The organism is Paraburkholderia nemoris, from assembly GCF_905221015.1.
In the GTDB taxonomy this organism is placed as follows: Bacteria; Pseudomonadota; Gammaproteobacteria; order Burkholderiales; family Burkholderiaceae; genus Paraburkholderia; species Paraburkholderia nemoris.
Map to the genome: position 1 here is coordinate 15,207 of NZ_CAJNBO010000007.1, position 22,223 is coordinate 37,429.

The 22,223-nt window shown below is 61.6% G+C and carries 19 protein-coding genes; 10 read left to right on the plus strand and 9 right to left on the minus strand.

Translation table 11 applies throughout. The annotated features are described in order from the left end of the window. Positions 1–50 precede the first annotated feature (50 nt). The 4 genes from KHO33_RS12405 to KHO33_RS12420 all read right to left on the minus strand — a co-directional run bounded on the left by KHO33_RS12405 (position 51) and on the right by KHO33_RS12420 (position 5,523). Positions 51–1,667, minus strand: coding sequence for an ABC transporter substrate-binding protein (locus KHO33_RS12405; RefSeq protein WP_054039296.1), 1,617 nt, complete (start codon positions 1,665–1,667; stop codon positions 51–53). 68 nt (positions 1,668–1,735) lie between these two features. Beyond that, the gene (locus tag KHO33_RS12410; RefSeq protein ID WP_200566976.1) at positions 1,736–3,010 is read right to left on the minus strand and encodes an NAD(P)/FAD-dependent oxidoreductase; all 1,275 of its coding nucleotides are present in this window, start codon (positions 3,008–3,010) and stop codon (positions 1,736–1,738) included. Between the two features lie 54 nt (positions 3,011–3,064). Beyond that, positions 3,065–3,733 carry a haloacid dehalogenase type II gene (locus KHO33_RS12415; protein ID WP_054039298.1) on the minus strand — a complete coding sequence of 223 codons (669 nt, stop codon included), beginning with the start codon at positions 3,731–3,733 and terminating at the stop codon, positions 3,065–3,067. A 299-nt stretch (positions 3,734–4,032) separates the two neighbouring features. Further along, positions 4,033–5,523 (minus strand): aldehyde dehydrogenase family protein, encoded by a 1,491-nt coding sequence (locus KHO33_RS12420; protein WP_200566975.1) that lies wholly within the window; start codon positions 5,521–5,523, stop codon positions 4,033–4,035. A gap of 278 nt (positions 5,524–5,801) precedes the next feature. On the opposite strand from KHO33_RS12420, the gene KHO33_RS12425 reads away from it, so the two are divergent. From KHO33_RS12425 to KHO33_RS12440, 4 genes are all read left to right on the plus strand, one after another. After that, positions 5,802–6,674 (plus strand): GNAT family N-acetyltransferase, encoded by an 873-nt coding sequence (locus tag KHO33_RS12425; protein WP_200566974.1) that lies wholly within the window; start codon positions 5,802–5,804, stop codon positions 6,672–6,674. Positions 6,675–6,680: 6 nt separating this feature from the next. Next, positions 6,681–7,607: a 2-hydroxyacid dehydrogenase gene (locus tag KHO33_RS12430; RefSeq protein WP_054039300.1), complete on the plus strand. Its 927-nt coding sequence runs from the start codon at positions 6,681–6,683 to the stop codon at positions 7,605–7,607. A gap of 183 nt (positions 7,608–7,790) precedes the next feature. Further along, positions 7,791–9,188 carry an aspartate aminotransferase family protein gene (locus KHO33_RS12435; protein WP_054039302.1) on the plus strand — a complete coding sequence of 466 codons (1,398 nt, stop codon included), beginning with the start codon at positions 7,791–7,793 and terminating at the stop codon, positions 9,186–9,188. Positions 9,189–9,241: 53 nt separating this feature from the next. Further along, the gene (locus KHO33_RS12440) at positions 9,242–9,739 is read left to right on the plus strand and encodes an Lrp/AsnC family transcriptional regulator (protein ID WP_054039304.1); all 498 of its coding nucleotides are present in this window, start codon (positions 9,242–9,244) and stop codon (positions 9,737–9,739) included. Positions 9,740–9,751: 12 nt separating this feature from the next. Here KHO33_RS12440 and KHO33_RS12445 read toward each other — a convergent pair whose 3' ends face one another. Both KHO33_RS12445 and KHO33_RS12450 read right to left on the minus strand, forming a co-directional pair. Further along, positions 9,752–12,037 carry an LPS-assembly protein LptD gene (locus KHO33_RS12445; RefSeq protein WP_200566973.1) on the minus strand — a complete coding sequence of 762 codons (2,286 nt, stop codon included), beginning with the start codon at positions 12,035–12,037 and terminating at the stop codon, positions 9,752–9,754. A 146-nt stretch (positions 12,038–12,183) separates the two neighbouring features. After that, positions 12,184–12,585 (minus strand): hypothetical protein, encoded by a 402-nt coding sequence (locus KHO33_RS12450; RefSeq protein WP_200566972.1) that lies wholly within the window; start codon positions 12,583–12,585, stop codon positions 12,184–12,186. Positions 12,586–12,659: 74 nt separating this feature from the next. Between KHO33_RS12450 and KHO33_RS12455 the strand changes: the two genes are divergently transcribed. The 3 genes from KHO33_RS12455 to KHO33_RS12465 all read left to right on the plus strand — a co-directional run bounded on the left by KHO33_RS12455 (position 12,660) and on the right by KHO33_RS12465 (position 16,466). Next, a complete protein-coding gene (locus KHO33_RS12455; protein WP_211629213.1) occupies positions 12,660–12,806 on the plus strand; it encodes a hypothetical protein in 147 nt (48 codons plus the stop codon). 286 nt (positions 12,807–13,092) lie between these two features. Continuing rightward, complete coding sequence (bamA, locus tag KHO33_RS12460) at positions 13,093–15,402, plus strand: outer membrane protein assembly factor BamA (protein WP_200566971.1); 2,310 nt, start codon at positions 13,093–13,095, stop codon at positions 15,400–15,402. 356 nt (positions 15,403–15,758) lie between these two features. Continuing rightward, a complete protein-coding gene (locus KHO33_RS12465) occupies positions 15,759–16,466 on the plus strand; it encodes a winged helix-turn-helix domain-containing protein (RefSeq protein ID WP_200566970.1) in 708 nt (235 codons plus the stop codon). Between the two features lie 89 nt (positions 16,467–16,555). On the opposite strand, the gene KHO33_RS12470 is transcribed toward KHO33_RS12465, so the two are convergent. Further along, positions 16,556–16,894 carry a hypothetical protein gene (locus KHO33_RS12470; protein ID WP_200566969.1) on the minus strand — a complete coding sequence of 113 codons (339 nt, stop codon included), beginning with the start codon at positions 16,892–16,894 and terminating at the stop codon, positions 16,556–16,558. A gap of 123 nt (positions 16,895–17,017) precedes the next feature. Further along, positions 17,018–17,380: a DUF2866 domain-containing protein gene (locus tag KHO33_RS42055; RefSeq protein ID WP_234475484.1), complete on the minus strand. Its 363-nt coding sequence runs from the start codon at positions 17,378–17,380 to the stop codon at positions 17,018–17,020. A gap of 278 nt (positions 17,381–17,658) precedes the next feature. Here KHO33_RS42055 and KHO33_RS12480 point away from each other — a divergent pair, with 278 nt between their 5' ends. Continuing rightward, entirely contained in the window at positions 17,659–19,299 is a 1,641-nt protein-coding gene (locus tag KHO33_RS12480) for an ATP-binding protein (protein ID WP_234480741.1), read from the plus strand. Next, positions 19,296–20,003, plus strand: a complete 708-nt coding sequence (locus KHO33_RS12485) for a response regulator (RefSeq protein WP_200566967.1) — start codon at positions 19,296–19,298, stop codon at positions 20,001–20,003. The genes KHO33_RS12480 and KHO33_RS12485 overlap by 4 nt, the downstream gene beginning before the upstream one ends. Before the next feature lie 56 nt (positions 20,004–20,059). Here KHO33_RS12485 and KHO33_RS12490 read toward each other — a convergent pair whose 3' ends face one another. Beyond that, a complete protein-coding gene (locus tag KHO33_RS12490) occupies positions 20,060–21,001 on the minus strand; it encodes a LysR substrate-binding domain-containing protein (protein WP_054039318.1) in 942 nt (313 codons plus the stop codon). A gap of 135 nt (positions 21,002–21,136) precedes the next feature. On the opposite strand from KHO33_RS12490, the gene KHO33_RS12495 reads away from it, so the two are divergent. Next, a complete protein-coding gene (locus tag KHO33_RS12495; RefSeq protein ID WP_200566966.1) occupies positions 21,137–22,219 on the plus strand; it encodes a tartrate dehydrogenase in 1,083 nt (360 codons plus the stop codon). Positions 22,220–22,223 lie beyond the last annotated feature (4 nt).

A 22,223-nucleotide genomic window follows, 5' to 3' on the forward strand; every position in this document is an offset into this window, starting at 1 on the left:
AGTTCGTCAGACTGGAAACCCTTTGTTACTGCTCGTCAGACACGAACGGCTCAAGCATCCAGCCAGACGTTTTCCGCGAACATGAAGCCCATCAGGCCGGCCAGCGGAATCGAGCCGAGGCCCTTGAGTTTCGTCGTGTAGGCATCGAGCGAGCTCTGGAACAGCGGAATGCCAACCCCGCCGGTTTCATGCACCAGCACCTGCATATCGCCGTAAATCTTCTTGCGCTTAGCATCGTCCGGTTCGCCGCGTGCCGCAAGCAGCATCTGGTCGAACTTCGGGCTCTTCCAGTTCGCTTCGTTCCACGGTGCGTCCGACTTGAAGAACTGGGTGAAGATCACGTCGGCGCTCGGACGCGCGTTGACGTTGCCGAAACCCAGCGGATGCTTCATCCAGTGGTTCGACCAGTAACCATCCGCCGGCACGCGCGACACCTGCAGATTCAGACCGGCTTGCGGCGCGACCTGCTGCAGGAACATCGCCATTTCAACCGAGCCTTCCGCCGCCGGCGACGCGAAAATCTGGATCGGCGCGCTGCCGACCTTCGCCTTCTGGAAATGGAACTTCGCCTTGTCCGGATCGAAGGCACGCTGCGGCAAGCCGGCCAGGTAGTACTTGTTGGTCGGATCGATAGGCTGATCGTTGCCGATCGCGCCATAACCCTGGAAGATCGCGCGGCGCATCTGCTCGCGGTCCTGCAGGTACATCATGCCTCGCCGAAAATCGTCGTTGCCGGTAATGCCGCCTTCGTCGCGAACCACCAGGTCGGTGTACAGACCCGTCTTCGTCTCCAGCACGGAGAAACCGCCGGCGCTCTTGATCTGCGTGGTCGAACGCGGGCTCACCGCGTTGATCAGTTGCACGTCGCCCGAGAGCAGCGCGTTCACGCGCGCCGATTCGTCGCCAATGCCGATCAGTTCGACTTCGTCCAGGTGCGGCAGACCCGGCTTCCAGTACTTCTCGTTCTTCACGCCAACCGTGCGCACGCCCGGCGAGAATTCCTTGACCTTGAACGGGCCCGTGCCGACCGCCGTTTTGAAGTCCTTGGTGCCGTCCTTGATGATCTGGAAATGCGAGGTGGCGAGAATCACCGGCAGATCGGCGTTCGGACCTTCGAGCGTGATCGTCACTTCGTTCGGACCCGTCGCCTTCACTTCCTTGATCTGATCGGCGAGCGTCTTCGCTTTCGAGGCCGTCGCCGGATCCTTATGGCGCATGATCGAGTACACGACGTCTGCCGGTGCGAGCGACTTGCCGTCGTGGAACTGCACGCCGGGGCGCAGCTTGACGACCCACACCGTCGCATCCGTCGTTTCCAGCGCGGTGGCGAGCGCCATCTTTGCACCGAGATGCGAATCGAGTTCGGTCAGGCAGTTGTAGAACATGAAGCCGCGGACATAGTCCGTGCCGAGCGCGCCCTTTGCCGGATCGAGCGTGTCGGCGGCCGATGCGGACTGCGTTGCCACCCGGATCTTGCCGCCCTGCTTCGGCTTCGCTTGCGCAAATGCCTCGCCGCTCGCGGTCAGAAGACCGGCGCCCGTCACCGACATCATCCCGGCCGCGGCCATCGCGCGCAGCACGCCGCGCCGCGACGCGCCTTTTGACGTCAAGCGTTCCAGCTCGGTGCCGAGTTGAAGAGCGCCGTATTGTGAGGTTTCCTTATTCATCGAACTTCTCCGCGAGGGTGACAGGGATAGCTGCGTGGTTTTTTAATGGCAAATGCAACAGTGAAGAATCAATAGAAAATGTCTTTGATGCGGTAGTACGTCCCCACCAGCGGCAGGAACCAGGGTTTGCCGGTGTGGCCTGGAATCGCCGGCCACTCCGACTCGCGCCACGGATTACGCTCTTCGTGGCCGTCCATCACGTCGGCCATCACCTGGCCCATATGCGTCGACATCTGCGTGCCGTGGCCGCTGTAACCCAGCGAGAAGTAAATTCCGTCGTGCTGCCCGGCATGCGGGAGGCGGTCCGCGGTCATGTCCACGAGGCCGCCCCAGCAATAGTCGATGCGCGCATTGGCCAGCATCGGGAACATCGCCGCGAGACCTTGCTGCAGAATCCTGCCGCTCTTTGCATCGGAGGGCCGCTCGGACGCCGTGAAGCGTGCGCGGCCACCGAACAGCAAACGTGAATCGGGCGTCACGCGGAAGTAGTTATGCATCAACCGCGTGGTGGTGTACGCGCGCCGGTTCGGAAACACCTGTGCCAGCAGTTCCGGCGCCAGCGGTTCCGTCACGACGATGAACGAACCGACCGGCGCCAGCCGCCGCCGGTACCAGCCGAACGGACCATGCCGCGACGGGCCGGTGGCGATCAACACCTGTTTCGCCCGTACTTCGCCGCGTGCGGTGGTCACCTTGAAGCCGGCGCCGTCCTTCGCGATCGCAGTGACCGCCGCGTTTTCATACAGCTTCGCGCCGCGACGAACCGCGGCATCGGCGAGCCCGACCGTGAACTTGCCCATATGCATCTGGCCACCGTGCCGTTGCAGCAACCCGCCGTAAAAACTGTCCGACTGGATCTCGCCGCGAATCCGCTCACGTCCGATTAATTCGATATCCGTATCGACTTCGCGCCGGATCAACTCCGCCGTCTTCTCCAGATGCCCGAGGTGATGCGGTTTCGACGCCAGCTTCAGCTTGCCGGTCGCGCTGTAATTGCAATCGATGCTTTCCTCGCGAATCAGACGCTCGACCGTATCGACCGCATCCGAAAACGCGCGGTAGCAGGCACTGGCCCGCTCCACACCGAGTTGCGCGACCAGCGCGACGAAGTCCTGCGCGACGCCGGTATTGACCTGACCGCCGTTGCGCCCGGACGCGCCGCCGCCGATTCGCCCTGCGTCGAGCACCGTCACCGAAGCGCCGCGCTTGCCCAAGGCCTGCGCTGCCGAGAGCCCGGTGAAGCCGCCGCCGATCACGACGACATCGGCCTGGCCTTCAACCGGACCTTCACACGCCGAAACGAGCGGCGGTGCGGTGTCGAGCCAATAGGAATCGAGCTTCATCCGGTCTGTCCTTGAGATGGGCAATGAGCGAGGCGATCAATGTGCAAACGTCGCTTACAGGCCGAGTTCCGCGGCCAGATGCGGAATGTCGTTGACTTCGTAGTACTGGTAGTACGGCGTCGACGGTTCGTGGCCGCGCTTGACGAAAGCCTTGTGTTTGACTCCCATGTCATGCACGGTCATCAGGTCGTAGCGCAGGCTCGACGACACGTGCAGCACGTCTTCCGGATTGCAGTTCAGCTGGTCGAACATATATTCGAAGCCTTGCATGCGCGGCTTGTACGACTGCGCCTGCTCTGCCGTGAAGACGGCGTGGAACGGCGCGCCAAGCTTGTCGACGTTGCTCTGGATCTGGCTGTTCGACGCGTTCGACAGAATCACCAGCTTGTACTTCTTCGCCAGACGCGAGAGGCCTTCCGGCACGTCCGGATGCGGACCCCAGGTCGGCACCGCCGTGTAGATCTTCTCGGCTTCCACTTCGTTGAACTCGACATTCATGCGCTTGCAGGCGCGGCGCAACGCGTTGACGACCACGTCGCGATACGGCTTCCATGCACCGAGCACTTCGTCACGACGATAGCCGGAGTAGAACGTAACGAGCTTCTCCAGGTCGTCGCCTTGCAACACGTGGCCGAACATTTCGCGGGTCATGTCGGCCATGCGAAATTTGGTCAGCGTGCCGTAGCAGTCGAAGGTGATGTACTTCGGTTCGAAATCGATCATGGTGCAGTCCTATCGTGGTGGTGAACCCACATTGAGTTCAGTGACGAAAACAGTTGATGCTCATTCCTGTTAAAGATTTAATCAGCGCAAAAATATAGATGTTCCTGATTAGGGCGCTGCTGATGACACAAACCATGCGTTTTGAGGCCACTGCGCAGCACAGTCTGCGGTGGACGGGCTGAAAGCCCCGTCCGTATTGGTGTTGCGGGATTCGATGCTGATCGACTCGTTGTACCGGCCGGTGAAAGTCGAACCCGTGAAACCGCGTACGGGTTTCCGCTTACGAGTCCTTGCTGACATCAAGCACGCAAGTCGATCAACACGCTTTTGAAACGCAGGTTTGCCTCGTAAGCCTGGCGGCCGAGGTCCTTGCCGATGCCTGAACGCTTGTAGCCGCCGGTGGGGATCATGAAGTCGGAAGTCCGGCCGTAGCGGTTGACCCAGACCGTCCCCGCTTCGAGGCCGCGCACGAGGCGCAGCGCCCGGCCGAGATCGGCGGTGTGCACGCCGGCAGCGAGGCCGTACTCGGGATGCTGGGCGAGCGCGAGCGCTTCTTCTTCGGTGTCGAAGGTTTGCAGTGTCAGCACAGGGCCGAACACTTCTTCGCGCACGGCCTCGGAGTGGGCGGTGACGTTCGTGAGCAAGGTGGGTATATAGAACGCGCCATTCGCCCCAACGTCAGCACGCACGCCGCCAAAGCGCAGCGTCGCGCCCGCATCCAGCGTGCGCCCGACAATTCCTTCGATGCGTGCTGCCTGGGGCGCGGAGATGATCGGCGACAACGTCGTGCCAGCGGCCCACGTCGCACCAGGTTTCAACTCGGCGAAGACCTTGCCGATGCGCTCGGCGAGCGGCTCCGCCAGGCTTCGCTCGACCAGCAGACGCGAACCCGCGACACACACCTGGCCCGCATTGCCGGTGATGGCGCCGGCAATCCGCCGTGCCACATCGTCGAGACGCGGGGCGTCGGCGAATACGATTTGCGGGCTCTTGCCGCCCAGTTCGAGCGTGACCGGCTTCGTGCCGCTATTGGCGCAGGCCGCCATGATCGCGGCGCCCGTACGCGTGGAACCGGTGAAGGTAACTTTGCTGATCTTCGGATGGCGCACCAGTTCGTCGCCGGTGACACGGCCATCGCCCTGGATCACGTTGAAGATGCCGGCCGGCACACCCGCCTGCACAGCCAGTTCAGCGAGCCGCAACACCGAAAACGGCGTCATCTCCGAGGGCTTCAGCACAACGGCGTTGCCCGCCGCCAGGGCGGGCGCGATCTTCCACGACGCCATCACCAGCGGGAAATTCCATGGCGCGATCGCCCCGATCACGCCGTACGGTTCGGCGATCGTCATGCCGAGGTGGTCATGATCGGTCGCGGCCACGTCGCCGCCCACCTTGTCGGCGAACTCGGCGTAGAAGCGGATGCCCTCGGCGGTGAACGGCACGTCCCAGCCGATTGCCTGAGCAATCGGACGCGTCGAACCGAGCGCCTCCAGACGGCCCAGGAACGGCGCATCAGCTTCGACCAGCTCGGCGAACCGGCGCAGGATCTTCGCGCGCTCGCGCGGCGCCATGCGCGCCCAGCCGCTCGTTCTGAAAGCCTGCCAGGCATTCTCCACCGCGCGGTCCACCATCCCGGCGCCGGCGACCGGCACGGAAGCATAGATCACGCCGTCCGAGGGGCGCGCAACCTCGATGCGGCGCTCGCCGCCGCGCTCGTTCTCGTCGACATACTCACCGCCGATAAAATGCCCGCTGCGAATCGCGACGTCGTCCGGATTGAAGCTGTCCATGAGAAAGGTTTCCTGTGTGACTGCTGTGGGTCCCGGGCGGTGCGTCTCGAGCGCGCCGCCGTCATGCCAAAATCGTAGAGCCGCAGGCGCGGCATATATCGCCGACAAAAATCCCCACGCAGCAGAACGCGCTTGTAATGCACGATGAAACGTGGTGTTTTGCATCGATTTGCGATGCGGCCCTCTCGAGCGGCCCGGATAAAAAGATCGTCCTAGTCACACCGCGCACCGAATGACAAAGTGACGGCGTAAGCCTTCAGCCATCCAGGGAGTACGGCGTGTCCGATCCGATTACCTACAGACGCTTTACCCACGAGGACATCCCCGCCGCGCATGCGCTGACGGTCGAGCTCAAATGGCCGCATCGCCCGGACGACTGGCGATTCGTCGTTCAACTTGGCGTGGGTTTCGTCGCGGAAGATGCGAGCGGCGTGATCGGCACGGCCTTGTGCTGGAAATACGGCGCCGACCGGGCCTCGCTCGGAATGGTGATCGTGTCCCCCGAGCAGCAAGGGCGCGGCATCGGCCGGAAGTTGATGGAGTTGGTGCTGGAAGAACTCGGCGGCCGGGTCACGTTGCTGCACGCCACCACGGCGGGGCAGCCTTTGTATGAAAAGCTCGGTTTTCACGCGATCGGCACGATCGACCAACATCAGGGCGCCGCATTTCAGCCGCCCCTCGTTTCATTGCCGCCTGGGGAACGCCTGCGCCCGCTCGGTTCGAGCGATACGGCACGGCTGGTCGAACTGGCCTCGCAGGCAAGCGGTCTGGATCGCGGAGAAGTCTTGCCCGCCCTGTTGAGCGCCGCCGATGGCATCGCCCTCGATCGCGACGGCGAACTGGTCGGCTTTGCCCTGTTTCGCCGCTTCGGACGGGGCTTTGCGATCGGACCGGTGGTCGCACCCGAGTCGGAAGATTCGAGCCGCGCCAAAGCGTTGATCAGCCACTGGCTCGCGCTGAACGAAGGTGTGTTCGTGCGCATCGATACGCCGGGCGAAAGCGGGCTGACCGAATGGCTGACGCAGTTGGGGCTGCCAAGGGTGGATACGGTCGTCAAAATGGTTCGGCATGCCACGCCGGCCGATCTTGCGGCCGCTAGCAAGGACGCGCCGTATCTGCAATACGGCATCATCAACCAGGCAATCTGCTGACCCACCATGGCCTTCCTTTATAAAGCCGACCCGGCGCGTGGCGCGCAATGGGCCAAACTCTTCGCGCAGAAAGCACCGCACCTGCCGTTCCACGTCTGGCCCGATCTCGGCGACCCGGCCGCGATCCGTTATCTCGCCGCCTGGCAACCGCCGGAAGATCCCACCCGCACCTTCCCGAACCTCGAAATCGTGTTCTCGGTCGGCGCGGGCATCGACCAGTTCGACCTGTCAGGCGTGCCGGCACATATCCCGGTAGTACGGATGATCGAACCCGGCATTATTGAAGGGATGGTCGAGTACGTCACGCAAGCCGTGCTGACGATTCATCGCGATCTGTTCGACTATGGCCATCAGCAACAACAGCAGATCTGGCGTGAACTGCCCGCCCAGCCGGCCAGCGCTCGCCGCGTTGGCGTCCTGGGGCTCGGCGTGCTGGGCACGGCGGTGCTGGACAAGCTGCGGCTGTTCGGCTTCACCTGCGCGGGTTGGAGCCGTTCGCCGCGTGAGATCGAGGGCATCGATTGCTATGCAGGCGAAGGCGCACTGGATAAGTTTCTCGCCCGCACCGACATTCTGATCTGCCTGTTACCGCTCACGCCCGCCACGCGCGGCCTGCTCAACGCCGAATTGTTCGCGAAGCTGCCGCGCGGCGCATCGCTGATCCAAACCGGGCGCGGTCCGCATCTGAATCAGCCCGATCTGCTGGCAGCGCTGGACAGCGGCCAGTTGCACAACGCCATTCTCGACGTCACCGATCCCGAGCCGCTGCCCGCCGGTCACCCGTTGTGGACGCATCCACGTGTGCGCATCACGCCTCATATCGCCAGCGCGACGCGGCCGGAGAGCGCCGTCGACGTGGTGCTCGAGAACCTGCGCCGCCATCGCGAAGGCCTGCCGATGCTCGGTCAGATCGACCGGACCCAGGGATATTGAAAGTGACGCTGAACGGAGCGCCCACCCGGCGCGGCTTTTCAGCGTCCGCAGCAGAAAATGCTGATGCCGCACATAAAAACGCGTCGGACGCGCTTTTCAGGCAATTGTTTAGGTGAGCAGGCAATCGCCCTGGGTCAGTAGTATGGAACGGTCAACAGCCCCTTCCCGCGACGAGAACCCATCATGCCGATCCATTCGCTCATTGAAGCCGACCGCAAGCATCTGATTCACCCGGTTATTAGCTACCGCGCGCACGAAGCCCGCGGCGTCACCGTCCTCGAGTCCGCCAGCGGCGCGTTCCTGCGCGACGCGGCCGGCAACGAACTGCTCGACGCCTTTTCCGGCCTGTGGTGCGTGAATGTGGGCTACGGCCAGCAAAGCATTGTCGACGTCGCCACCGAGCAGATGAAGAAACTGCCCTACGCGACCAGCTATTTCCATTTCGGCTCGGCCCCGGCGATCGAACTGGCGCAAAAGCTGGTGGAAGTGTCGCCTGCTTCGCTGCAACACGTGTACTTCACGCTCGGCGGCTCCGATGCAGTCGATTCGGCCATCCGTTTCATCACGCACTACTTCAATGCGACCGGCCGGCCGTCGAAGAAACACATCATCGCGCTGCAACGCGGCTACCACGGCTCGTCGACGATGGGCGCGGGGCTCACCGCCTTGCCCGCCTTCCACCGCAATTTCGATCTGCCGCTGCCGAACCAGCATCATCTGCCGTCGCCGTACGCGTACCGCAACGATTTCGCCGACGACGCCGCATTGATCGCCGCCTCAGTGGCCGCGCTCGAAGCGAAGGTAGCCGAACTCGGCGCGGACAACGTCGCCGCCTTCTTCTGCGAACCGATCCAAGGCTCGGGCGGCGTGATCGTGCCGCCGGTCGGCTGGTTGAAAGCGATGCGCGAAAGCTGCCGTAAGCTCGGCATTCTGTTCGTCGCCGATGAAGTCATCACCGGTTTTGGCCGCACGGGTCCTCTGTTCGCGTGCCAGGGCGAAAACGTCGAACCGGACCTGATGACGGTGGCAAAGGGTTTGACCTCAGGCTATGCGCCGATGGGCGCCGTGCTGATGTCTGACGAAATCTATCAAGGTATCGCCGACGGCGACGCCGAAGCGATCATTGGCCACGGCCATACGTATTCGGCGCATCCAGTCAGCGCCGCGATCGGTCTCGAAGTGCTGCGCCTCTATCACGAAGGCGGCCTGCTCGCGAACGGCGTGGCGCGTGGCCCGCGTTTCGCCCGCGGCCTCGACGCGCTGCTCGCGCATCCGCTGGTAGGCGACTCGCGCCATCGTGGCCTGCTCGGCGCACTCGAACTGGTATCGGACAAGGACAGCAAGGCTGGTTTCGATCCGGCGCTGAAACTGTCCGAACGAATCGCCGCGGCGGCGTATGAAAACCGCCTGATCTTCCGCGCCTTCGGCGACAATATTCTCGGCTTTGCGCCGGCGCTGTCGTACACCGAGGCCGAGTTCGATCTGATGTTCGAGCGCCTTGAAAAGACCCTCGACGACGTTCTAGCGCAAGCCGATGTCCGGGCCGCGCTGAAGGTCAAAATTCATGCCACTGCGTGCTAGAGTAGAGGGCCCTTCGAGACCCTTTCACCCATCGCCGGAGCGACAACGTTACGATGAGCAGCGACAGCAAGCTGGACCGGATTGACCTGCGCATACTTTCCCAGTTGCAGAAGAAAGGCCGCATAACCAACGTCGAGCTTGCCGACGCGGTCGGCCTTTCGCCCAGTCCTTGCCTTATCCGCGTCAAGCGTCTGGAGAAGGCCGGCTACATCATCGGGTACGGCGCGCAGATCCAGCTCGAAAAGCTCGGCGACGTGCAGATCGTGTTTACCGAAGTCACGCTCGCCGACCATCGGCGGGAAGACTTCATCAAGTTCGTGAATGCGATCAAAGACGTCGACGAGATCGTCGAGTGCCATCTGGCGAGCGGCGGCTATGACTACCTGCTGAAGTTCGTCACGCGCAGCGTGAGTCACTACCAGAGCATCATCGAGGGTCTGCTGGAACGTGATATCGGCATCGAAAAGTACTTCAGCTACGTGATCATCAAGTCGCCGTTCGTGAAGAGTCACTATCCGCTCGAAACGCTGTTCTCGCAGAACCACAACTAGTCCAACAGCCCGTTACGGATAATCGCTAAACCGGGATGTTGGTTCGGTTTCCGTTGTCGCCGGTGTATAGCCCGGCACATTCGCGCGAAACTGATTGAGCAGACCGTTATCGACCTGCGAAAAGCCTTTGAGCTGAAGTTGCATTAACACACGCGTGCCGGTGCTGGGCGACGTGGTCGAGCTGGTGGCGTTGGTGTATTTCTCGAACGCCACGCCGAGCGACCAGCAATCCGCGTCGTATTGAAGGCCTAGCAGGCCCGCGATCAGCCGATGGGCGCTCATGTCGTAATTGACCCGCGCCACACTGACAACGTTGTGCAGTAACGGCCATTGCTCGGACACGATGAACTGATTGACCGGTTGATAATCAAGCGTGCTGTTCGCACGCGTATAGCGATACGCGACATTCAACACCTCCCGTGAAGCCGGCGACCAGCCAAAGCCGGCTTCCGCATTCGTCAGATAGTGGTTGGCCTGGCTGTACTCCACGGCCTGTTCCGCTGAAAAACCCGCCCGCAGCTTGTACGACGCGCCGGCAATCACACTCGTGCGCGCAACGGTGCCAATTGCATCGTCTGTATTGAGCGTTACGCGTGGCGTACGAAAATCGTACTGCTCTGCAAGGACGAAACGGGACCGTTCGTCGCCGCTCGCGGCATCGATGAAGCGCGTCGTCAGCGCTGCCGTGACGCGGTTGGCATCGGACACTCGGTCATTGCCGACGAAGCTGTTAGGCATGAACAGTTCCGCCAGCCCGAAATCGGCCGTCGCCGTATCGAACAGCGGCGCGAACGCCTGGTTGCGGTAGGGCGTGTACACATAGAACAGCCGCGGTTCGAGCGTCTGGATGTACGACTGCCCGAAGAGCCGCACGCTTCGCTCGAAGCGCATGCCCGAATCCAGGGTGAAGGTCGGCACGTTGACGTTAAACGTCTTGGGCTGCCCGGCGGGCGCATCCGATCCGATCGTCGTCAGGTCATACGCCGCGAAATGCCATGCGAGCTTCGGCGTGATGAACCAGCCCGGACGCTCGATCGGATAGCTGACGTAAGGGTTGAAAACGAAGCGGTTGCCTTGCGTCGCATCGGACGACGAAATCGTGAAACGCGTCGCATCCGCTTCGGCGCCGAAATCGAAGCCCCCCACGTTATAACGCGCGTACTTAACATTGACCTGCGGTTCACGGTTATAGGTCGAGTCGCTGGTGAAAGCCTGCCAACGTTGCTCGCGAGCCAGCACACTCCACGGCCCGTTTGAGTAAGTCAAGCCCGCTTCCTGCTGATACAGCGTGGTGGAACCCGTCGGAAACGCGACACCCGACGCAAGATCGGTGACCACCGTCGAGTCCGATACCCGGTTGTAGTCGAGGTAGGCGCCAAAGCCCGAACCGAGGTTCCAGTTCTGTTTCAGCGCGATCGAGTAACGGTCGGTTTTGGTGATCGCATCGTGTGGCAGCCACGCGACCGAGATCGTCCCCGAATCGTTCGGCTCCAGATAGCGGTAGTCCGCCGTCAACATCTCGCCTCGCTTCGACATGAGGCGAGGCGTCAGGGTTAAATCGTAGTTCGGTGCGAGGTTGAAGTAGTACGGCAACGCAACGTCGACGCCGTTGGTTGAACTGATCGAGAACGTCGGCGGCAGGAAGCCGCTGCGCCGCGCGCCGGACAAGGGAAACGATAGCCACGGGCTCGCCAGCAGCGGTACGCCCTGGAAAAACAGCACACCGTTGTATGCGATCCCCTCGTCGTTACCGTTGTCGATGTCGAATTCGGAGGCCTTCAGATACCACGCGGGATCCGACTCGCATTGGCAGGTGCTGTACGTACCGTGATGAACGACGGTGCGCTCGCTATCCACCACATCCACGCGTTGAGCGCTCCCCCACCCTCCCGTCAGATGAAACCGGTACTTCGGCACGCTCATATAGCCTTCATTCGCTGCGACGTAGAAATGCGCGTCCGGGCCATCGAACACATTGCCGTTGTTGACGAGGCGCACCTGTCCGTACGCGTCGACCTTGTCGGTATCGACGTCATAGTGCAGCGCATCGCCTTTAACGATCGATGCGTAACGCCGCAGTTGCGCGTGACCTTTCAGCGAAACGTCCGTGTCGTTGGTGGTGGTCACCGAATCGGCGACGGCCGCAGTAACGGGCTTGTCGCCCGGCCGTAAGGGTTGCTCGGTCAGTTGCGGATCGAGCCGCAGGCCCCAGACGCCGTCGAGCGGTTCCGGAATCGCAGACGCACCGACTAATTGCGCATATCCGGCGAGGGGCACGCATCCCGCTGTACCCAGCATGAAAGAAACGAGAGGCCTTAAGCGTAGGCGTCGAAATACACCGCGTAGTATCAAAACAGATAAGGATCGGAAAGGATGACAGACGCATCAAGGCGAACGGAAGCCCTGACTTGCGTCAGGATGAACAGCAGCGAATGCACACGGCGCTATTGAAGCGTGACGTCCTTGGCGCGGGGGTCCGCTGGCGCGGCTGTCGCGCTTGCGGCGCCGCCCAGCGCCTGAAGCAGATACGGAATCTGCTCCGCAGGCAACGAAAACGACAGCCCCGCACTGCCGGATAGACGGAAGCGGATCACCACCATTTCCATGCCGTTCAGCCGGCCGACTTCCCAACCCTGGCAGTGCAGCGCGAAGCCCATCTCCTGATTGTTATGAATCACGCGGTCGGCGTGCTCGATTGCGTTCGGCAGCGCCACCAGCAGATCGTTGAACACCGAACGGTGCAGTGCCGCCGTGGGTTGATTGCCGTGAATCAGCAGATATTGACCGTCCGCCGTCAACTGCATATCGGTGATCGAATTCAGCATGAAAGTCGACGGATCAGACATAACGTGGGCCCTCCGGCACAAGCTCGGACCGGCCTGCCGCCCCGCTCACCGTGTTGCCGGGCACGGCGCGAAGCGTGCGCATCGACGCCATCGCCAGATGGACTGAAAAGATCGGTGAGGAACTGACGCGCAAGACAGCCGCAAGAACCGCCGGTGAAAGAAATTCAATCATGACCACTTCTCCAGATCGCGTTACGCAGGTAGCGGAATCGACAATTTGACGATAGCAGTGCAAAGTCGCCGCCAGGTTACGCGCGGACTACGCTTCTTTTGCGTCTGTAACGCATTATTTCGAAGCTCGCGCTCCAATCGGCGTCCGCCTGCGCGGGCGCTCGCTGCGCACCCTGGCGGCCTGAATGGTCGGAAAGTTTTCAGTAACGATCGGCAGAAAACGCGTCCCTATACTTCGCGCTTTCCAGAGTCATGGAACGTCGTTTCGAATGCGTCGCTTGCCTTCGAGCGCTCACGTCTGCGCTCCGCGCGCTGCATCAGGACTGAAAACCCAAGATGAATCTTCAAGTTTTAACGAGCCGTATCGCCGGCGCACTCTCGCTCGTCGGTGTCGCGCTGACAAGCGGGGCAGCCCACGCAGCGCAGCCGTTCGTGGTGCAGGACATCCGGATCGAGGGATTGCAGCGCGTCGAGCCCGGTACTGTGTTTGCCTACCTGCCCATCAAGCAGGGCGCCACGTTTGACGACGATAAGGCTTCGGAATCGATTCGCGCGCTGTACGCCACGGGCTTCTTCAACGACGTCAAGATTTCGACCGAAGGCAATGTCGTCATCGTTCACGTTCAGGAGCGCCCCGCGGTCGGCACGATCGACTTCGCCGGCATTCACGAGTTCGACAAGGAAAATCTGACCAAGGCGCTCGGTGCGGTCGGGCTTTCGCAGGGCCGCTACTACGACAAGGCGCTGGTCGACAAAGCCGAGCAGGAGTTGAAACGCCAGTACCTGACGCGTGGCTACTATGCCGCCGAAGTCACCACCACGATCACGCCGATCGACCGCAACCGGGTCGCGATACTGTTCTCTGTCGCAGAAGGTCCGAGCGCGAAGATCCGCCAGATCAACTTCATCGGCAACAACGTCTTCAGCACGGACACGTTACGCGATGAAATGCAGATGTCCACGCCGAACTGGTTCTCCTGGTACACGAAGAACGACCTGTACGCGAAAGACAAGCTGACCGGGGACCTGGAGCGCATCCGCTCGTACTACCTGAACCGTGGCTATCTGGAGTTCAACTTCGAGTCGACCCAGGTATCGCTTACGCCGGACAAGAAGGAGATGTACCTCACGGTCACGCTGCATGAAGGCGAGCCGTACACGGTTTCGTCGATCAAGCTCGCGGGCAATCTGCTCGATCGCGAAGCCGAGCTGACGAAGCTGGTCAATATCAAACCCGGCGAGCGCTTCTCCGCTGAAAAATTGCAGGCAACCACCAAGGCGATCGTCGACAAACTCGGCGAATACGGTTACGCGTTTGCCACGGTCAACGCGCTGCCGCAGATCGATCAGGAACACCATAAGGTCGACCTGACGCTGCAAGTGGACCCGAGCCGCCGTGTCTACGTGCGTCACATCAACGTGGTCGGCAACACCCGCACCCGCGACGAAGTGGTGCGCCGCGAAATGCGCCAGCTTGAAAGCTCGTGGTTCGATTCGAACCGCCTCGCGCTGTCGAAAGACCGGGTCAACCGTCTCGGCTACTTCACAGACGTAGACGTCACCACGGTGCCGGTGGAAGGCTCGCCCGACCAGGTCGATGTGGACGTCAAGGTGAGCGAAAAGCCGACCGGCGCGATTACCCTTGGCGCGGGTTTTTCGTCAACAGACAAGGTGGTGTTGTCGGCCGGGATCTCGCAGGACAACGTGTTCGGTTCAGGCACCAGCCTCGCCGTAAACGTGAACACCGCGAAGACCTACCGCACCCTGACCGTGACGCAAACCGATCCGTATTTCACGGTGGACGGCATCAAGCGGATCACCGACGTCTACTACCGAACCTCCTATCCGCTTTACTACTACACCGACACGAGTTTCCGGATCATCACCGTGGGCGCGGATCTGAAATTCGGCATTCCGTTCTCGGAGGCCGATACCGTTTACTTCGGCGCCGGCCTCGAACAGAACCGGCTGTCCATTGATTCGTCGACGCCTCAGAGCTACAAGGACTACGTATCCGAATTCGGCAGCGTGGTGAACAACGTGCCGCTCACGGCGGCCTGGGCTCGGGACAACCGCGACAGTGCATTGGTGCCGAGCCGGGGCTATTTCTTTCAAGCCAATGGTGAAGTGGGCACCCCGCTTGGCAACACCGAGTACTACAAGACAGACGTGCAGGCGCAGTATTACTACTCGTTCTCACGCGGTTTCATTCTCGGCTTGAATCTTCAAGGTGGCTACGGCAACGGCTTCGCCGGAAAAGCCTATCCGATCTTCAAGAATTACTACGCGGGTGGTATCGGCTCGGTACGCGGCTACGAATCGGGCTCGCTCGGCCCGACCGACAAGACGACCGGCGACCCGATCGGCGGCTCGCGCATGGTCGTAGCCAACGTCGAGATGACCTTCCCGCTGCCGGGCACCGGCTGGGACCGCACGCTGCGCGTCTTCACCTTCGTGGATGCGGGCAACGTCTGGGGCAACGAAGGCAACAGCACGGGGGCCAACGGCCTGCGGTACAGCTACGGCGCCGGTCTTGAGTGGATTTCACCGATCGGCCCACTCAAGCTGTCGCTTGGTTTCCCGCTGATCAAACACTCCACCGACAAGTACCAGGTCTTCCAGTTTCAGATCGGCACATCGTTCTGATCACGTCGTTCTGCTTTGCAACGCCCGCGGTCATCGCATGAAGACCTCGGGCGTTACCTGCATCATTCCCTCACGCTTTCAGCCTCGCAGAGACGCTCAACCGGTATGAATCGGTTCGGCGCCCGTTCAAAGCACCGCATCTGCGTCCTCCTGTTTCAAGTTCACAAAGTCTCCTTATTTTCACCATCGTTGCTGCAACGTTGCTATCTATCATTCGCTCATCATCAGCGCGACTATGTCCGGTCCGCTTTCTGAATTCGATAGGTCGCTCCAAAGCAGCAGATGGTTGAATTGGCTGAACGTGAACATCGCACGGGCTGCAACCGTCGATTCCGGTTGGGAGGTAACGCAGATTTATGACGATCAGCCTTCTTGTAGTCGAACCCGATCAAGCCGTTCGGGATCAGTTGCGCTTTCATCTTCACAAGAACCAGATCGCACTCTCCGTGCTCTATAGCGCGGCTCAGCTTGTCAGCCGGGTGGAGCTGGAGTGCCCGTCAGCGATTCTATTGCGCGCCGAGTCGCCGATGAGCGAGGCGCGCGAGGCGCTCCGGCAGCTGCGGCTAGCCGGCTACGACATGCCCATCTTCGTGCAAAGCACCTCTGATGAGATCGTCGACAAAATCGTCGCCTTCGAACTGGGTGCGGACGACTATATCGTCGACCCAATCGATCCATACGAATTGACCGCCAGAATCAAACGCGCCGTACAACGCTGCAACCGCTCGCTTTGCGACGCGCCGGAGATTCGCGAGAAGGTGCTGTTCGGCAGCTACCAGATCGACTTCGCTACGCGGCGTCTGCTCAAGGACGGTTGCGAAATCACGCTGCGCTCCGGCGAGTTTGCGTTGCTCAAGCTGTTCGCAAGCAATCCGATGCGCATCCTGACGCGTTCGATGGTCAACAGCCAGCTAGGAAGAGCGGAGAGTCAGAAGGCCAGTCTGGATGTTGCGGTCTGCCGCTTGCGCGGCGTGATTGAGGCAGACCCGGCCAACCCCAGGTTCATTCAGACCTTGCGCGGACGAGGCTATATGTTCGTACCGTCGCTTGAGGAGTTCGAATAGTTCGAGTAGTTCGGATACCAGGCTTTGCTTGAGGCGGGCGAAAGCGAACGGCATAGCACGACACGTTGCGTGCTTGCCGCCATACTGCGTTATTTCTGACCTTCTTCTAACGCTAGCTGCATGATTGGCAACGTCATCGCGGCGTCGATCACGTCAATGATGTCGATATAGTCGACATAGTCGGAATACAGGTCACTGGTCGCCGCCAGCAGGCCACCGAACCCGTAATGGAAATCCGCCGGAACGATTGGCCTGAACCCCGAGGCATAGTGTGCCCGCGGCGCGCAGCTATTCAGATCGTCGACAACGCCGGCAGACGCGCTGTGATTCCCAAGTGCGAAAGCATTGATGCTCTCCCGGCGCAAACCATGGCGAATCGGAGGGCAGCAGATCGATGCCACGACCAGGACGACGATGAGGAGGCGCATAAGGGAAGTGTTCAAAGTGGATCTTGAAAGTCAGACAGCCGTAGGATAACGAAGTTTTTTTGGCTCAATTACACTCCCTTTCTCCTGGCCTGACCTACATGCGGCAACGCGGTTCAGCAGCGCTCAACCGCGTCGCAGACGCCCGCGGCCCGCAGGCGTAGAGGGGTCGTCAGCCAGAGTGTGGCGTTGACCGTTGCGATGCATCCGCACGCGCTCCCGAATCTCGGCCACGGTCGCGGCGCCTGGCACGGCAACGCAAGAGTACTCACCGTTGCGGTTGATCCATTCGACAATCCGGCAGCACTCGCCCCACGGCTGCATGAGCGGTGCGGACACGCGGCAGCCGCGTATCTTCATGACGTCGGTGGCGAGTGATGCGTTAGCGCCGTTTTCAACGGTGCCGCGCGTAGCGGCAGCAGTTGCTGTCTTTCGGCCGGGCCGGAAACCGCGCGACTCGGCACGGTTCACAGGTGAGGAGACTTGCATGAGATTGCTCCACTGACGGATCTGATCACCGGACATGGCCTCGTTGAGACCACCGTAAAAGTGCCATACCATCATAGCCAGACAACACGCAGAGACAACGAAGAAAGGATGGAGAAGTTGTGGAGATTCGTCGGTAAGTGTGGATTGACGTAGCATTCATCTAGAATTCAGCCATGCAAAGTGAAACTATCCGAATTCGACCAAGCCGCCCTTTAGGGACCTTTCTCTCGCGCGCGCGGCAGCAGCGAACGAAGATGCGCTTTGGCATTACCTGGAAAATGTTTCTCGCCGTTTTAATCGCCTGTCTGGCGATTTCCCTGACGATGGGCTACGCCTTGCGCGTGAGCTTCGAAAACGGCTTCCTGCACTATGTTCGGGAACGCAACGCCGGGCGCATCAAAGCCGTCATGGCGAAGGTGACGAGCGAATACGCCGCTCACGGCAACTGGAATTTCCTGCGGGAGCATCCCGAAGCATGGCTCGCGCTGCTGGACGGCGCCGCGCACGACGCCCTGCGCGAGGAACTCGCCACAGCGCAGACGGGCAAGCTGCCGGGCTGGAGAACCTTTCCCGGGAGCGGCAGCGTGCAACAACTGCTCGGGCCGCTTTCCGGCCCATCTGAAGGGCCGCATTGGGGCATGCGCCTGCCACCGGCGCCACCGTCCGGTCCGGACATCGCGATGGAGCGTGACCGTGTGTCGGCAAGCGGTGTCGTGGGCGGCGACAGTCGCTATGACCGGCCGCCTCCTTCAGCCCCGTTGGCGTCGTCTCCCGTCTCGCCCCCTTCGCATGACAGCGTGACACGTGACACGCCGCCCGAGGGGCCGCCCGTCACACTCTACGACGCCCGCCATGAACTCGTGGCGAGCACCGGCCAGCCGCCCCCACCCGGCAGCACGATGCGACCCGTCGTCTACGCCGGCAAGGTGGTCGGCTGGCTTGCCGTGAACGGGCCCGACACCCTTTCGGACGCCGCCGACATTGCATTCCAGGCGCAGCAGAAGCGCGCGACCTGGGAGATCGCGGGCGTGGCTATCGTGCTCGCAGCGCTAGTCGCGCTGGTCCTTGCGCGCATCGTGCTCGCACCGGTCAAGCGCTTGATGAATGCGACCCACCGCCTGGCCGGCGGGGACTACACGGCCCGGGTGCCGGCCGGCAGACGCGACGAGCTCGGCCGGCTTGCGGGCGACTTCAACGTATTGGCCGATTCATTGCAAAAAACCGAGCGCTCCCGGCGAGATTTCATCGCAGATATTTCACACGAACTGCGCACGCCGCTCGCCGTGCTCCGCGGGGAACTGGAAGCCATCGAAGACGGCGTGCATGTGTTCAACCGCGATTCGCTCACTTCGCTGCAAACCGAAGTGAACATGCTCAACAAGCTCATCGAAGATCTCTACGAGCTTTCTCTAAGCGATGTCGGCGCACTCAGCTATCGCAAGACGCCGACCCATGTCGGGCAACTGGCGCGGGCCTCGATCGAGGCCATGCGGGAGTCGTTCAAGGCGAAACGGATCGAGCTCGACCTGACCTGCATGCCGGACGTGGCCGACACGGCTTTCGCGGTCGATCCCGCGCGCTTCGTACAATTGCTAAAAAACCTGTTGCTGAATTCGTTGCGTTATACCGATCCGGACGGCCAGGTGCGCGTGTCGCTTTCGCAGAGCGCCGGCGGTTGGCAACTCGACGTGCAGGACTCCCTGCCCGGCGTGCCCGAGGCTGCGCTCGCGCACCTGTTCGACCGTTTCTATCGCGTGGACGAATCACGCAGCCGTCAGAACGGCGGTGCGGGCCTCGGCCTCTCGCTGTGCCACGCTATTGTGACCGCGCATGGCGGCACGATCGGCGCCAAGGCCTCGCCTCTGGGCGGCGTCTGGATCACTGCCCGCTTTCCATCGGAAGGAGACGTGACAACATGACCGAAGGGCGCCCTTCGCATATCCTGATCGTCGAGGATGAACCCAAGCTCGCCGCCGTGCTCGAAGCGTATTTGCAGCTCGAGGGCTTCGTCACCACGATCCTCGACGACGGCCATCAAGTGATGCCCTTCATTCGCTCGACGCCGCCGGCGCTGATGCTGCTCGACCTGATGCTGCCTGGCCGCAACGGCATGGATATCTGCCGCGAGCTACGGCAATTTTCGGCATTGCCCGTGATTATCCTGACCGCGCGCATCGACGAAATCGATCGTCTGCTGGGTCTCGAGATCGGCGCCGACGACTACGTCTGCAAACCGTTCAGTCCGCGCGAAGTGGTGGCGCGCGTCAAGGCGATCCTGCGCCGTGCAACGCCTGCCGCGGCGGCTGCGGACGGCTTGCCACAGGGACAACCGGGTTCACAGGGTCTCCAGGTCGACGAGCAGTTTCATCACGCCTTACTCGACGGTAAGGAACTCAAGCTCACCCCGCTTGAATTGCGGCTCCTCGCGCTGCTGATGAAATCGCCAGGACGAATTTTCTCCCGCGACTACCTGCTGAGTCATCTCTACGACGATCACCGGGTGGTCACCGACCGCACCATCGACAGCCATATCAAGAACCTGCGCCGCAAGCTGCAGGGCGCACGGCCGGACAGCGAGCCTATCGCGTCCGTGTACGGCGTGGGTTACCGGCTGGAAATCTGATCGACAGGATCGGATGCTGCCATGCAGTCTGTATCTGACTCCGACCGTTTTCGAATTCAGCCCGCCTTTTCCACCGCCGTTGTGTCAGGCGGCGGACTCCATTGCGCGAACTCCTCGCTCAGAAAGTCGACGCACACCCGCACCTTCGCCGACTGAGCGAGCCGCGCCGGATACACCGCCCACAGGTTCGCGGGTTGCGTGACCTCCGGCAACACCTGCTGCAACTGGCCGCTGTCGAGCAAGGGCCGCACATCCCACATCGAGCGCAACACGATTCCGCGTCCGGCCAGCGCCCATTGCACGGCCACCTCGCCGTGATTGGTCGACAGCGGTCCCGTGACCTTGATCGATGCCGCCTCGCCGCGCACCGTCAAACGCCACAGACCGAATGGATGGTCGCGCTCCTTGATCGCAAGACACGCGTGCGTCGACAGGTCCGCGAGTTGCCGCGGCGCGCCGTGCCGCGCGAGGTATTCCGGCGACGCACACAGTACCCGATGATTCGATGCGAGCCGTTTGGCAATCAGATGCGGCGCGATTTCGTCGCCGATGCGGATATCGAGGTCGAAGCCTTCGCCGCCCACGTCGACGAGACGGTCGAACAGATCGAGCCGCACGCTCAGTTGCGGATACCGGTCGGAGAACCGGGCCAGCGCGGGGGCGACGAAACGGCGACCAAAGCCGAAGCTGCTGGAGATACGCAACTTGCCGCCGGGGATGCGGCGCGTGGTAGAGACGTCTTCCACCAGTTGGTCGACGTCGTCGAGAATCTTTTCGGCCCAGGTGTAGACCCGTTCACCGGCCTCCGTAATCGCGACGCGCCGCGTGGAACGGTGCAATAAACGCGTACCGAGCGTAGTCTCGAGCACATTGATGCGTTTGCTGACGTACGCCGCGGACACCGACAGCGCCTCCGCCGCCGCGCTGAAACTCGATTTGCGCGCCACTTCGCAAAACACGCGCAAATCGCCTAGATCGGGTGATGGGACGGCGTTCATAGGTTGCTCGGTCGCAGATTGTTTGTACACGATTCGTGCACAGTGGCTTAACTAAAGCGACTATTTTAAGCCCAAACAGCAGGAATAAAATAAGCGCTATCGAACCATCGAAATTCCCAACGGAGGAGCAGGAACATGTCGAAGACCTATCGGATTGCGGTCATACCCGGCGACGGCATCGGCGTCGAAGTGATGCCGGAAGCCATTCGCGTGCTGGAGACGGTGAAAAAGCGCTTCGGCATCGAACTGGAGTATCAGCACATCGAATGGGCGAGCTGCGAGTACTACGCCAAGCACGGCAAGATGATGCCGGACGACTGGAAGGCCCAACTGCAATCCGCCGACGCGATTCTGTTCGGCGCGGTCGGCTGGCCCGACACGGTGCCCGACCATATCTCGCTGTGGGGGTCGCTGCTGAAGTTCCGGCGCGAATTCGACCAGTACATCAACCTGCGCCCTGCCCGGCTCTTCGCCGGTGTGCCTTCGCCGCTGGCGGGCCGCAAGGCGGGCGACATCGATTTCTGGATCGTGCGTGAGAACACCGAGGGCGAATATTCGTCGGTGGGTGGCGTGATGTTCGAAGGCACCGAGCGTGAGTTCGTGCTGCAGGAATCCGTGTTCACGCGGCACGGCAGCGAGCGCGTGCTGAAGTTCGCGTTCGACCTCGCGCAACGGCGCGAACGCAAGAAGATCACCGTGGCGACAAAGAGCAACGGTATCGCGATCAGCATGCCGTGGTGGGACAAATGCGCGGCCGGCGTCGCCGCGCAGTATCCAGATGTGACGTGGGACAAGCAGCACATCGACATTCTCTGCGCGCGCTTCGTGCTGAACCCGGATCGCTTCGACGTGGTGGTCGCCACCAATCTGTTCGGCGACATCCTCTCCGATCTCGGTCCGGCCTGCACGGGCACGATCGGCCTCGCGCCGTCGGGCAATCTGAATCCGGACCGCAAGTTTCCGTCGCTGTTCGAACCGGTGCACGGTTCGGCGCCCGACATCGCCGGCAAGAACATCGCTAATCCGATTGCGATGATCTGGTCCGCCGCGATGATGCTCGACTTCCTCGGCAATCACGAAGGCAAGGAACGCGAGGCGCATGACGCGATTCTCGCGGCGATCGAAGCAACGCTGGTCGAAGGGCCGCATACGGGCGACCTCGGCGGCAAGGCGAACACCACCGAAGTCGGCCAGGCAATCGCGGCTAAACTCGCCTGAGCCT

Coding starts and splice junctions, on each gene's coding strand:
- KHO33_RS12405 (WP_054039296.1), bottom strand. CDS start 1,667: ATGAATAAGGAAACCTCACAATACGGCGCTCTTCAACTCGGCACCGAG.
- KHO33_RS12410 (WP_200566976.1), bottom strand. CDS start 3,010: ATGAAGCTCGATTCCTATTGGCTCGACACCGCACCGCCGCTCGTTTCG.
- KHO33_RS12415 (WP_054039298.1), bottom strand. CDS start 3,733: ATGATCGATTTCGAACCGAAGTACATCACCTTCGACTGCTACGGCACG.
- KHO33_RS12420 (WP_200566975.1), bottom strand. CDS start 5,523: ATGGACAGCTTCAATCCGGACGACGTCGCGATTCGCAGCGGGCATTTT.
- KHO33_RS12430 (WP_054039300.1), top strand. CDS start 6,681: ATGGCCTTCCTTTATAAAGCCGACCCGGCGCGTGGCGCGCAATGGGCC.
- KHO33_RS12435 (WP_054039302.1), top strand. CDS start 7,791: ATGCCGATCCATTCGCTCATTGAAGCCGACCGCAAGCATCTGATTCAC.
- KHO33_RS12440 (WP_054039304.1), top strand. CDS start 9,242: ATGAGCAGCGACAGCAAGCTGGACCGGATTGACCTGCGCATACTTTCC.
- KHO33_RS12445 (WP_200566973.1), bottom strand. CDS start 12,037: ATGCTGGGTACAGCGGGATGCGTGCCCCTCGCCGGATATGCGCAATTA.
- KHO33_RS12450 (WP_200566972.1), bottom strand. CDS start 12,585: ATGTCTGATCCGTCGACTTTCATGCTGAATTCGATCACCGATATGCAG.
- bamA (WP_200566971.1), top strand. CDS start 13,093: ATGAATCTTCAAGTTTTAACGAGCCGTATCGCCGGCGCACTCTCGCTC.
- KHO33_RS12465 (WP_200566970.1), top strand. CDS start 15,759: ATGACGATCAGCCTTCTTGTAGTCGAACCCGATCAAGCCGTTCGGGAT.
- KHO33_RS12470 (WP_200566969.1), bottom strand. CDS start 16,894: ATGCGCCTCCTCATCGTCGTCCTGGTCGTGGCATCGATCTGCTGCCCT.
- KHO33_RS42055 (WP_234475484.1), bottom strand. CDS start 17,380: ATGCAAGTCTCCTCACCTGTGAACCGTGCCGAGTCGCGCGGTTTCCGG.
- KHO33_RS12480 (WP_234480741.1), top strand. CDS start 17,659: ATGTTTCTCGCCGTTTTAATCGCCTGTCTGGCGATTTCCCTGACGATG.
- KHO33_RS12485 (WP_200566967.1), top strand. CDS start 19,296: ATGACCGAAGGGCGCCCTTCGCATATCCTGATCGTCGAGGATGAACCC.
- KHO33_RS12490 (WP_054039318.1), bottom strand. CDS start 21,001: ATGAACGCCGTCCCATCACCCGATCTAGGCGATTTGCGCGTGTTTTGC.
- KHO33_RS12495 (WP_200566966.1), top strand. CDS start 21,137: ATGTCGAAGACCTATCGGATTGCGGTCATACCCGGCGACGGCATCGGC.